Below are 12,617 nucleotides of genomic sequence, written 5' to 3' on the forward strand. Positions count from 1 at the left end.
CCGTAGTTATCGCGAGATGCGAACTGACGAAGGGACCGCCGTTGACACACAAGAGTGCCAGCAGCAAACCTTCGCGAAACGATCCTCGACAGCGTCTCGGTCAGCCCCTATCGCTCTTTCGTCGCGGACTGATCGCCGGCCTAGCCTTTGCGGTCCCCGTGTTCGGTGTGCTCTACGCCCTCACCATCCCCGATGGCCCGTGGCTCGCAGTCGCCATCACGCAGGCTGTCGCAGTAGGTGCAGCCGCTGCGACATCCATCGGCTACTTTCGCAGCGCCATCTGGATTGGCCCCACCTCACCCACCGTGACCGAGCGTGGTTTCTTCTTTGCGCGGGTCAGCCATTTTGATAAGGCAGAGGCCGTCTCGATTTTGCTGGCTCAGGTCTACACAAGCGATGGCTCAGAAACCCGACCGCAGCTGGTGATCCTGGGCGCCAACAACAAGCGATTGCTTCGCATGCGTGGCCAATATTGGCCTCAGAGCGCCATGGACGTGGTTGCGTCACACTTTGACGTTCCCGTCTTTAGCATCCCCGACGCAGTGTCTACGGGCGAGCTTCGCGCAGACTACCCGCACGCCGTCTACTTTCTCGAACGTCACCCCGTTCTTGTGGCACTGATCGCCGTTGGCGGCACTGCGGCCACAGCTGCAATCTTGATGGGCGCACTCGCGCTCATCCGCTCCATCACCGCTTAACGACAAATGCCGCGGCCCCGCAAGCGCCGAAGCGACCTACGGTTCCGCGGCAACTGCCGCACGAGCATTTAGCTCTTGACTGACCCACTCATGAGTCCGCCAATGAAGTACTTACCGAGCACGATGTACACGATCAGTGTCGGCAGCGATGCGAGCAGTGCACCAGCCATGGCAGCGCCATAGTTGGCCAACTGAGCACCCTGCGCGAGGTTGTTCAGGGCGAGCGATACTGGCCCCTCATTCTGGTTCGAGAGGAACAGGGCGAACAAGAAGTCGTTCCAAGCCGACGTGAACTGCCAAATGATCGTCACAACAAAGCCGGGTAGTGACAATGGCAACACGATGCTGCCAAAGGTGCGCAGCATCCCGGCGCCGTCCATGCGCGATGCTTCCATCAACTCGTGCGGAATGCCCGCGTAGTAGTTGCGGAAAATCAGCGTACAAATCGGCAGACCATAAATGACGTGAACGATGAGCAGAGTTGAAATATCGCTTGGCAAGCCAAGAGTCGTCTTCATCTGCACCAGTGGCGTCATGATCGCCTGGTAAGGAATGAACATTCCGAACAGGATGACCGTGAACACGATGTCGGCGTACGGGAAGCGCCAGCGCGCGAGCACGAACCCGTTCATCGCTCCGAGGAACGATGCGATCAGTGCGGCCGGGATTGCCAGCAGGAAGGTGCGACCGATGGATGCCGAAAGCGCGTTCCAGGCGAGCGCCCAGTTGTCGAAGCCGGTGGGACCGCCTTCAAGCGCGGGCTCCCATGGCCACCGAACGGGTAGTCCCCACGAGGTTGCCGGGTTGACGTCCTGTGGCGGCTTGAGGCTTGTGACGATAAGTACGTACACGGGCATCAGTACGACGATCATGAACAGCACTAGGAACACGTACTTCATGGTGCGGCTCAGTCGCTTGCGGTTGCGGAGCGCCGTTTCTCCTGGCATCTCTGAATTGCTGGAGACGCGAGGCGTTTTTTGGGCTTCAGTACTGACGCTCATCGCTGCTTCCTCTCTGAACGGGCCGTATAGACCAAGTAGGGCACGATCAGCACGGCGACGAACAGCAACAGAATTGTCGCGATCGTTGCGGACTTTGCGTAGTCGTTAGCGGTGAGGGCAACCCACAGGTAGGTTGCGGGAACCTCGGTCTGATAGATCGACTTTGTGATCGCCATGATGAGGTCGAAGACCTTCAGCGACATGTGGCCAACGATGATGAGGGCGGAGAGAGCGACGGGGCTCAGCTGGGGGAAGATCACGTAACGGTAGAGCTTCCACTCGGTTGCGCCATCCATACGGGCCGCTTCACGCAGCTCCATAGGAATACCGCGGAACCCGGAGAGGAACAACGCCATTACATAGCCAGCAAGTTGCCAGATCGCGGGCAATGCGATTGCCGCCATGCCCCAACCTGGTTCACTCCACCAGGCGTTCTGCAGAAAGTCGAGACCCATGATCTCGAAGATCCGGTTGAGTCCGGATGCACGATCACCCTCGGCACTGTTGAGCAACCAGCGCCAAACGACACCGGATGCTACGAACGAGATCGCCATCGGGAACAGGAACACCGAGCGGAAGACACCCTCAGCAGTGACGCCCTTGTCGAGCATCCATGCCCACAAAAAGCCGAAAAGCATGGTTCCACCGATGAAGAACACGGTGAAGACACCGAGGTTCTGCAGCGAATGAATAAAGCGCTCTTCGGCAAAGAGCGCGAAGTAGTTGTCGAGTCCTACGAACTCGGTTCCCGGCACGAGACTGTGCCGGTTGCTCATGGAGACCGCGACGTTGGCGCCGATCAGACCATAGACGAATATGCCGATGACGATGATCGTCGGTGCGATCAGTAGGAGCGGTGGCCCCCAGTTTCTATAACCCTTTTTCACGCGCGAGCTCCTCGGTTTGCACGGTAGTGGGTGGAGGCATCTCTGCCCCCACCCACTAATTCTCGTGGTGCTAGTTAGCCCTGAGCCTTGTCAGAAGCTGCGACGAGTCCTGAAAGGAGCGAGGCTCCGTCGCGGTCGGCACCGAACTTACCGATGGCCGAGGAGATGTCTCCCGACCATGCGATGCTCGCCGCTGCACCGTGTGCGAGCGAGCTCACAACGGTGTCTTCACCGAATGACTTGATCGCGGTCTGCTGGTACGCGGGGTAGTCAGTGGCAACCGTGTCAGTGCGTGCAGGAATCGAACCCTTGGCGAGGTTGAATGCTTTCTGGCCTTCTGCGGAGCTGATGGTCTTCAACCAGCCGAGTGCGGCCGCCTCGTGAGGTGCGCCAACGGAGAGTGTGAACGAGTCAGCGAGGAAGTCGAAGACTCCGTCGGTTCCGGGGGTAGCCCACGTGGTGTACTCGTTGTCGTAGGTCCAGCCAGCCTGCTGGAATGCAGACTCGGCCCAGTCACCCATCACGTTGTATGCGGCGTTGCCGTCAAGCAGGATCTGCGTTGCCGCATCCCAGTCAAGACCAGCGAAGTCGCTGTTCGTGTACTCGAGAAGCTCACCGTAGTGTGCGATTGCGGCTTCAACGCCAGCGCTGTCCCATGCGGTGTCTCCGGTCCAGAGTCCCGAGTAGCCTTCGGCGCCGAGGTCAGCGATGAGAACGTTTTCGAAGAGCTGCATCTGAGTCCACTCGGTACCGAGTGCGAGAGGCGTCTCGACGCCTGCATCCTTGAGCTTCTTCAGGTCTACGAGCCATGCGTCGATGTCAGCGGGTGCCTTCATCGGGTCGATGCCAGCATCCTTGAGCACCTGGGTGTTGGCCCAGACGACGTTTGCACGGTGAATGTTGCTGGGTACGGAGTAGATGGCACCGTCAACGGTGATGCGTTCGATCAGGCTCTCGGGGAATACATCGGTGAGTCCGTTCTCCTGGAAGAACGAGCTGAGGTCTTGAAGCTGACCGGCATTGATGTAGTCCGTGAGCTCGGCTCCGGCGTGTGCCTGGAACGTGTCCGGCGGGTTGTTGGCTTCGAGGCGTGACGCCAAAGCAGCCTTCGCATTGGAGCCGGCGCCGCCAGCTACCGATGCGTTGATGAACTCGGCGTCGGGGTTCTGCTCTTCGAATACCTTGACGAGAGCGTCGAGACCGACCTTTTCGGATCCTGATGCCCACCAGGTGAATACCTCAACCTGGCTAGCGTTGTCTGGGTCTGTCGTCCCGGTGTTGCTTGAGCAGCCCGCGAGAACGAGGCCTAAGGCCACCGCCCCGGCGATAATGGAAAGTGGCTTACGCATTCTGTGTTCCTCCATTGGAAAGTGAGTGCTGTTCCGTTCAAGAAGTGAATCGGACGTTCCCCAGTAAACTGTGTGGCCTTGAGTTTGACAAGTGAACGCAACGGTTTTCTTCGAAATCGTATGGTCACGATTTCGCAACAGCCCCCTGAATTGGGCACGCCCGCGACAGCCTCGAACCACATGCTCGCCTGAAAATTTCCCGAAAACACAAGGAAATAGCGCCCAAGTGGGTGTCTAATCACCTCGGAGTGGCATCCGGATGATCGCCTTATCTAGCGCCGCTTGAGCGTTGAGAAAATCCCGCGCAGAACCTCGCGAACCACCGTCTGTCCAGTTTGTGAACCCAAGACGTCTTCTAAAACGTTCGGTTGCTTGCGTGTAGACGTTCGCGTTGTGGTGCGCTTTGACGTCTTTGAGCGCTCGCTCGTACTCTGCCTGCACCTTCGCCTGCTCTTGCGCAGTCGCCTGCGCACTAATCTCGGCCTCTTCCGCGGCCTCGACAGCAGCATCCGCCTCGGCTGCAGCATTCATCTTTACGGCAAGAATTTCGCGCGCAGACTCGCGGTCGACCGCGGTGCCATACGTTGCCATCAAGGGGGATGCGGCCACAGCGGCCGACATCACGGCAGCATCCGTCGGAGACATCGAACCACGAGGGGCCCGCAAGCGAGTCCACGCCACCGGAGTGGGCACACCCTTCTCGTTCATCACCGTGATGATTGCTTCACCCGTTGCCAGACTCGTCAGCACCTCCCCCAGGTCATAGCCCGAGGTCGGATACGTCGATACCGTCGCCTTGAGCGCCTTTGCTGAATCAGGAGTGTGGGCGCGCAACTGGTGCTGAAAGCGCGAACCGATCTGCGCGAGTACATCGCTCGGCACATCTTTCGGCGTCTGCGTTACGAAGACCACACCGACACCCTTGGAGCGAATCAGACGAACCGTCTGGGTGATCGAAGCGATGAAGTCTTTCGAGGCATCGTTGAACAGCAAATGCGCTTCATCGAAGAAGAAGACCAGCTTCGGCTTGTCAATGTCTCCCACCTCTGGAAGGTCGTTGAAGAGGTCGGCACGAAGCCACATCAAGAACGTCGAGAAGAGCGCAGGTTTGTCGTTGACTCCCGGAATCTCGAGCAAACTAACAATGCCCTTGCCCTCGGCATTCGTGCGCAAGAACAGCGACGTATCGATCTCAGGCTCGCCAAAGAACGCGTCAGCGCCCTCATTCGCAAAACCGATAAGTTCACGCAGGATGACGCCGGCCGTCGCCGAGGAAAGCCCACCAAGTGTCTTCAGCTCAGCCTTGCCATCCTCGCTCAGTAGGTACTGCACGACGGCGCGCAAGTCGCTGAGATCCACCAGAGGCAGCCCCGCCTTGTCTGCATAGTGGAAGATCAATCCTAGGCTCGACTCCTGAGTGTCATTGAGCCCGAGCACCTTGGAGAGCAGCAGCGGACCAAAGCTTGAGACCGTGGCCCTGATGGGAACTCCAGTGCCCATCCCGCCGAGCGTGAAATATTCGGTTGGGGATGCCGCGGGCTGCCAGTCTTGGCCGATCGAATCGGTGCGCTCTAGCAGCTTCTCGCTCGAGGTTCCCGCAGTCGCTATGCCGGAAAGGTCACCCTTGATGTCGGCAGCAAAGACGGGAACGCCGGCAGTCGAAAGCTGTTCGGCTAACACCTGAAGCGTCTTGGTCTTACCGGTTCCCGTCGCACCGGCAACCAAACCGTGGCGGTTGAGCATCGCAATCGGAATTCGCACCGGAACATCGGCGAGCGCATCACCGTTCACGAGCGCGCCCATCTCAAGCACTTCACCCTCGAAGGCATAACCATCACGAATCGCGGCGACTTCTGCCTCGGTCAGCGGACCGTCGGCTGAGCTCGACTTTGCTGCGGCCTTCGTAGCCGCTGGCTTCATCGTCGCGGCCTTCGGTTCATCGGTAGGTTTCGCTTGGGCTGCCTCCGCAGCCTGTGTCTCTGCTGACGCCGCTTCGGCAGCCGCGAGCGCGGCCTGTGCTTCCGCTAGGGCTTTCTTGGCTGCTTCTACCTGCGCTGCGGCATCCGTCATTCTTCTAGCCTACGTAGTGGTATGCATTTAACGCTCTCTTAGCGTCCCGATCGAGGCGTGCTCTCGGCGGGTCGCGTCACTCTCAACCCGTTTCGGCAGATAGCTTTCGCGCGAACGGGGCCCATACGATCACCGCAACGCCTACCCCGATCAGAGCGCCACCGATGGTGTCGCTGAGCCAGTGCGCGCCCAAGTAGGTGCGGCTAAGGATCATCAGAATCGTGTAAATGATGCCGACAAACCACACCCAGCGACGTTGCAGCAGAATGATCAGCACGACGGCGAGCGTCGCCGCATTCGCTACATGCCCCGACGGGAATGAACCGAGGTCAGCGGTCACCAAAATTTCCGTCGGGCGGGCACGACCGAACGTTACCTTGAGCAGTTGCACGACTCCAGCGCTCGCGGCCGACGCCGCAATAAAGTACAGGGCTGCCCATCGACGTTTAGCAATCAGGAAAGCCAGAGCACCGCCCAGCGGCACTACAAGCACCCCGAACCACCCACCACCGATGAAGTTCATCGCCAGCGCGGGCAACGTGAAGAAATTGGAGCGGATGTTCACGAAGTCATTGAGCACCAACTCATCGAGGCTCACTGTGCTGTTGCGCGTGGCAATCAGCACCCCAAGCAAAACGGCGAGCCCCACAACGCCCACACCGCTAATCAGCGGCCAGTGCGATGTAACGCGGCGAGCATCGGCGTGAGAGAGCTGTTTATTCACCCTGTTAAAGTAGCGGGCAAACCTCAAGAAATGCCTAGACTGACCAATCGCAGAGACCCGAGTCTCCTCGGTGTTGCGACGGGCTGCACTGCCCTAGCGTGACAGTGCCGGCACCGAGCGCGGACGCACCACAACCCACATCACGATGATCGAGACGGTCGCAGTGCAACCCATCACTATTCCCATCGGAATCGCGTTGGTTATTCCGAACCATCCGACAATCGGCGACGTGAGCCCGGCAAGACCGAAGTTCACGGCCCCCAGCACTGATGCCGCGGTTGCCGCCTCGCCCCCGTGGTTTGCCAGCGCAAGAACCTGCGTGCAGGGGAACGAGAAGCCACAGAACATTACGAAGAAGAACAACGGAATGAGTACGGCAAACAGATCACCGTTGACAACATCCAAATAGACGATCGTGGATGCCGACAGCAGAAGTCCAACACCAGCGCCGGCGAGAATCCACTGCGGCCCGACGAAACGCATAAGGAACGCACTTGTTTGCACACCGAGAACGACGCCGATCGAGTTGACGGCAAACACGAGCCCGAAAGCTTGAGGATCGAGACCGTAGACGTTCTGCAGAAGGAAGGGAGAGGACGACAGGTAGGCGAACAACCCCGAGAAGGTCATGCCAGCGATGATTGCGGTACCCACGAAGACCCGGTCGGTGAAGAGTGCTTTGTAGCGATCCCGGGCGGTGGCATGGCCGAGGTCCCGACGTCTAGCCGGTGGCAGAGTTTCAACGATGAAGAACCAGGCGGCAAGCAACACGAGCGCGCCGTAAATGGCCAAGAATACGAACATTCCGCGCCACGGGGTGATCAGCAGCAGTTGCGATCCAATGAGCGGAGCCAGGATTGGAGCCAGACCTTGAACGAGCGCGAGCCGAGAAAGCATCCGCACGAGCGGTAGTCCGCCGAACAGGTCGCGCACAACGGCCATCGCGACCACAGCACCTGCAGCAGCACCCATGCCCTGCACGAGGCGGAAAACAAACAGCAATTCAATATTGCCCGCGAGCGCAACTCCGAGGCTTGCCATCAAATGCACACTGGTTGCCACAATCAGCGGAAGACGTCGTCCAAGTCGGTCGCTCAACGGACCAACGATCAGTTGACCAAGCGCAAACCCCAGCGTTGTTGCGGTGAGCGTCAGCTGCACAACGGCAGCGGTGGTCTGCAGATCTGCCTCGATCAGCGGAAACGCCGGCAGGTAGAGGTCTACCGTAAACGGACCGAGCGCGGTCAGCGCGCCAAGCACGAGCACATAGACGAGTCGTTGACGTGCAGACAGCGAGTCACCGGGATGAACGACGGTAGTCAAACGAATCCTTGCTAAGAGAATGCCCGGAGAGGGCGCGGCACAATGAGATTGCCCGCAACCCCGAAGGCTAACCCAGCCTACGCCCGCTTAAGCGCCAACCATGACCCGCCGAAAAGTGGGCCCGGCCTCTTCTCTAGTCGGTACAGTTTTGCTCCGCGTACAGCCGCGAGTAAACCCCGCCGCCTGCGATCAACTCGGAGTGCGTTCCCCGCTCCACAATCTCGCCAGCGTCAACAACGAAGATCACGTCAGCCGAGCGCACGGTCGACAGTCGGTGCGCCACAGCAATCGTTGTTCGGCCTCGGGATGCGGTGTCGAGCGCGCCCTGCACCGTGCGTTCCGAGATGGAATCCAGTGCGCTCGTCGCTTCATCGAGGATGAGCACGCTTGGGTCTTTGAGTAGCACGCGAGCAATGGCAATTCTCTGCTTCTCGCCACCTGAGAGGCGGTAGCCCCGCTCCCCTACAATCGTCGCGTAACCCTCCGGGAACGACATGATCGTGTTGTGAATGTTTGCCCCGCGGGCGGCCGCCTCTAGCTGCTCCACACTTGCATCGGGGCGGGCGTAGGAGAGGTTCTCGGCGATGCTCGCGTGGAACAGATATGTTTCTTGGCTGACGATTCCAATGTTCTGAATCAGGGAGTCCTGCGTCAAATCGCGTACGTCATCCCCCGCAAACAGCACGAGGCCATCGCTGGCCTCATGCAGCCGTGGAATCAGGTACGAGACCGTTGTCTTGCCTGCACCCGACGGCCCGACGAAGGCCGCATATTGGCCCGGCTCTATCGAGAAGCTCACCGACTGGAGCGTTGCCTTTGTGGATGCGTCGGCATCCGGGTACCGGAAGGTCACGTTGTCGAACGCGACCGCTCCCAATGCATCCGTGCGTACGGCTCGGGCGTCGGGCTTGTCGATGATGGCCGGCTTGAGGTCGAGATACTCAAAGATGCGGGCAAAGAGTGCGGACGATGTTTGAAGGTCGAGCGCAACCCGCATGAGCCCAAGCAGCGGGAACATTAATCGCGCCTGCACCGTAGTGAAGGCCACGATGGTTCCTGCGGTGACGTCTACGCCTCCCGTTATGAGGTACGCGGCGACAACGTAGACGATGGCGGGAATGATCGACAGAAAGATATTGACCGTGGCAAAGAACCACTGCCCGCTCATCTGTTGACGAACCTGCAAGCCAACCTGTAGATCATTTTCTTGCGAGTAGCGTTCGGTCTCGACTGTCTGTTGGTTGAAACTCTTCGACAGCAGGATGCCCGAGACGCTGAGGGACTCTTGGGTGATCGCCGTCATGTTGCTCAGCGACTCTTGGGTCTTGGTAGCGATCCGTGCACGTACCTGGCCGACGCGGCGCTGGGCGATCACGATGCCGGGCAGAACGATAACGGCAACGATGGTGAGCTGCCAACTAAGCACAAGCATGCTGATGAAGGCGGCGATCACTGTCACGGTGTTTCCAATGACGCTCGAGACTGTGTTGTTGAGCACGCCAGCAACACCACCGACGTCATTCTGGAGTCGTGATTGGATGACACCGGTCTTGGTTCGCGTGAAGAACGCGAGTTCCATGCGCTGCAGTTGGTCGAACAGGCGTACCCGTAGCGCACCCATCACCTTATTGCCGACGGTCGCCGTGAGATAGGTCTGCCAGACACCGAGCGCGGCGGAGGCGATCCACAATCCCACCATGATGCTGACAAGCTGCAGGAGGATCGGGATGTTGGGGTCGCCACCTGGAGGGAACAGGCCTTCATCGAAGGCGCGTTTGGTTAGTAGCGGCGGGACCACACTAATTGCGGCGCCAATCAGTACGAGGGTGATCGTGAGGCTGAGAGCCGCGCGATGTGGCTCAAAGAGTTGAGCGATCCGGCGGAGCAGGTGCGGGATCTTCGGCGCTGACGCGTTCTCTGCCTTTTGAGCCGAATAGTCGCCGCCACTGACCCGGCCACCGCGTCGGGGGCCACTAACTGTGCTCATAGTTCGAGACTAGTTCGCGCGTGACCCCTTAACGGTCAATCGCACAGCGCTCCAGTGCGCTGTGCGAGAAACCGTAGATGAAAGTTCGGCGGGCAACCGAAGTTACCCGCCGAACAACCGGGATCAGCCTTTGCGAACTACCGAACGTCGTCGCGCAACGCTGAACCCTACGAGCACCAGTCCGAGCTGCAGGAACCCGAGTCCAGCGAGTGTCGGAGTGATAGTGCTCGAGCCTGTGAATGCCAGGGTGGGCAGATCAATCGGAGGAACGGCTACCGGCGGCACCGTTGTGGGTGGCTCCTCAGGGGGGAGCGGGAAGGTCGGCAGGTCGCACACCTCCAGCGAGATGTCGCCTTCGGCGCCCAACGTGTTCTCAGCGTTCACGATCGACACGGTGTAGGTCTCGCCGTTCGGCACGTCGGTGATGTTGAGCGAGAGCGTCGGCAGTTCCGCTTCAAAGGTGATCGGAGCCACCCCATCTACGGGGTTGCCGGTCGACTTGGTAACCACCGAGACGGTGTACTTCTGGCCGACAGCCAGGTCACTAGCAGAGACTGCGATTGTCGATGCGCCCAGTACGTTGCACTCAGCCTGGCTGAGCATCACGACCGGGTTTCCGGGGCACGCCGTCAGATACATATCCGCCGCGGCCGTGACCGTCGGGTTCGACTTGGTGTCGATAACGACCACTCGGTAGTTGTTGTCTGGAGCAAGCCCGTCGAACGTGAACGACTGTGCATCGGCAGTACTCGAGTCAAGCGGCTGTGCTGCAGCAACTTCACCGTTGTCACGCATGAGAGTGACGGTGTAGTCGCGGCCTACAGCAAATCTCGAGACCGTAGCGGTGAGCGCTGACGTGCCACCAGGCGCGGTGCACTGTTGGGCCGCGATCTCGATCGTCGTGTCGTTTGTCGCACAAGGGAGCAGGGTTACCGTTGCGCTCGCCGTGTTGCTCGCCAGTAGATCATCGGTGACCGTTGCCGTGTAATCGCCTTCAGGAAGGTTCGTCAGTTCAGCATCGAAGCGGTCGGTCGTCGCAACGAAGTTGTTCTCGGTGAGAACAGGCTTGTTCGCTGAATCGGTGATGACCACGGTGTAGGTGCGGCCAGGAACAAGCCCCTCAACAGCAACCGTAATCTTGCCTTCCGCATCCGTTGAGACCACGGTGCACTGAGTAGCCATCAACGTCGGCTTGACCAGCAACTCGGGGCACGGGAGGAAGGTGTGCGTTGCGCTTTTGAGCGGTACAGCCTTTGCCACGCTTGTGTCTACGACAGTCGCGTAATAGCTAGCGGACGGTGTTGCTGCTGAGTTGTATGCACCCGTAGTGGAGTTCGCCACGAAGGTGTGGGTGTCGACTACCGCGTTCGAGCTGGCGTTGACCACAGTGATGCGGTATTCGCGGCCAACTACGAGATCGCTGAGCTTTACCTTGATCGATGCACCTTCACCAGGAACGGTGCACTCGTTAGGAACAATTGCGATTCCTGAGACCCCGGGACAAGCAAGTGATTGAACCGTCTTGAATGCGGTGAGGGCGCGATTGGTGGTGTCTGTAATCGTCACTGTATAGGTGGCGCCAGCGACCACTCCCTCCCACGTGTAGCTGCCAGTGGTCTGGGCGGGCGTGTAAATCACCGTCTTCGTGCCACCTGCGCCGCCAGCGAGCGTCAGCTCGTACTTGCGGTCAGCAACCAGGCCTTTGAAAGTTGCAGTGATATCGGTCGAGCCACCGGGTGCATCACAGCGCGGGGAGGTGACGTCAATGATGCTCTGCGAGACGCACGGCGTGGACGTCTGAGTCCAGGTGGGGTTCCATTTGGTGTTCGACGGGTCTTTCCACGCCACGATCGATGCGGTGAAAGTGTGAGCCTCGGTGGAGTTGGGGAACGCAAAGAACTGCGAACCGCTTTGGCTGAATGGGATGACCTGCTGTTCGCCACCCGTGAGTTGGTACTTGAAGAGGTTCTGCTGTCCTTCGCCGGAGCCACTCGCCTGATAATAACGGGCAGATACTGTGACTCCCTCACACGAGACATTGATGCTCGGTATCGTTGCCTCGGCAGCAGAGGATACGGAGACGACGGCCAAGCCTGACCCAACGACCAAGGCAAGGGCAACTACGGCGGAAATGCCGCGGGTGCTTCGCAACGACCAACGCTTCCGCGGTTGTCCAGTGGACTTATCGAATCGGGGGGTTCGATTTGCGGCGCGCCAACGCACCTTAAAGTTATTCACTTAGGGTTTCGCTCTCGGGTAGCGAGCGACTCGGAACATATTCGAACCTGAAGCGCGCGGGAAGCGAATCAGTCCGGCGGGGGATTCCGGGTGGCTCTATCGGGTTTTGTCACACGTTCGGGGGGTAAATAATGCAACGTGCCCATTATGGGGGGCAATGAGAAACAAACACAAGCCAGACACGCCGAAACACGCTTCGGCCGGTAGTCTTACTACTCTCGCGTCACCCACCCGACTAGGTGTACTGCCCAGGGACGTTGGTTGAATCGGTGTGACGACTCGCTGTAGTTGTTGAGGGCTGGGTGAGGGCCTCCGGTTGAAAGTGGAGTTGTTGACACAA

Annotated in this window: 8 protein-coding genes and 1 pseudogene; 1 reads left to right on the top strand and 8 read right to left on the bottom strand. The window is 59.3% G+C overall.

What is annotated here, in order from left to right:
• Positions 1-41: 41 nt before the first annotated feature.
• Positions 42-698 carry a hypothetical protein gene (locus ABD112_RS13125; RefSeq protein ID WP_343926546.1) on the top strand — a complete coding sequence of 219 codons (657 nt, stop codon included), beginning with the start codon at positions 42-44 and terminating at the stop codon, positions 696-698.
• 68 nt (positions 699-766) lie between these two features.
• Here the strand turns inward: ABD112_RS13125 and ABD112_RS13130 are convergent, their stop codons facing one another.
• The 8 genes and pseudogenes from ABD112_RS13130 to ABD112_RS13165 form a co-directional block, all read right to left on the bottom strand.
• Entirely contained in the window at positions 767-1,699 is a 933-nt protein-coding gene (locus tag ABD112_RS13130) for a carbohydrate ABC transporter permease (RefSeq protein ID WP_343926548.1), read from the bottom strand.
• Positions 1,696-2,586: a carbohydrate ABC transporter permease gene (locus tag ABD112_RS13135; protein WP_343926550.1), complete on the bottom strand. Its 891-nt coding sequence runs from the start codon at positions 2,584-2,586 to the stop codon at positions 1,696-1,698. Before ABD112_RS13135 ends, ABD112_RS13130 begins: the two co-directional genes overlap by 4 nt.
• A gap of 74 nt (positions 2,587-2,660) precedes the next feature.
• On the bottom strand, positions 2,661-3,935 hold the full coding sequence (locus ABD112_RS13140) for an ABC transporter substrate-binding protein (RefSeq protein WP_343926552.1): 1,275 nt from the start codon (positions 3,933-3,935) through the stop codon (positions 2,661-2,663).
• Between the two features lie 272 nt (positions 3,936-4,207).
• Positions 4,208-6,005, bottom strand: a pseudogene (locus ABD112_RS13145) (helicase HerA-like domain-containing protein).
• Positions 6,006-6,087: 82 nt separating this feature from the next.
• Positions 6,088-6,729: a phosphatase PAP2 family protein gene (locus ABD112_RS13150; protein ID WP_343926556.1), complete on the bottom strand. Its 642-nt coding sequence runs from the start codon at positions 6,727-6,729 to the stop codon at positions 6,088-6,090.
• A 93-nt stretch (positions 6,730-6,822) separates the two neighbouring features.
• On the bottom strand, positions 6,823-8,052 hold the full coding sequence (locus ABD112_RS13155; protein WP_343926558.1) for a multidrug effflux MFS transporter: 1,230 nt from the start codon (positions 8,050-8,052) through the stop codon (positions 6,823-6,825).
• Between the two features lie 133 nt (positions 8,053-8,185).
• Positions 8,186-10,039, bottom strand: coding sequence for an ABC transporter ATP-binding protein (locus tag ABD112_RS13160; protein ID WP_343926560.1), 1,854 nt, complete (start codon positions 10,037-10,039; stop codon positions 8,186-8,188).
• Between the two features lie 123 nt (positions 10,040-10,162).
• Entirely contained in the window at positions 10,163-12,190 is a 2,028-nt protein-coding gene (locus tag ABD112_RS13165) for an RTX toxin (RefSeq protein ID WP_343926562.1), read from the bottom strand.
• Positions 12,191-12,617: the final 427 nt, after the last annotated feature.

It is taken from the genome of Rhodoglobus aureus, assembly GCF_039527955.1.
GTDB classification, from domain to species: Bacteria; Actinomycetota; Actinomycetes; order Actinomycetales; family Microbacteriaceae; genus Rhodoglobus; species Rhodoglobus aureus.

Coding starts and splice junctions, on each gene's coding strand:
- ABD112_RS13130 (WP_343926548.1), bottom strand. CDS start 1,699: ATGAGCGTCAGTACTGAAGCCCAAAAAACGCCTCGCGTCTCCAGCAAT.
- ABD112_RS13140 (WP_343926552.1), bottom strand. CDS start 3,935: ATGCGTAAGCCACTTTCCATTATCGCCGGGGCGGTGGCCTTAGGCCTC.
- ABD112_RS13160 (WP_343926560.1), bottom strand. CDS start 10,039: ATGAGCACAGTTAGTGGCCCCCGACGCGGTGGCCGGGTCAGTGGCGGC.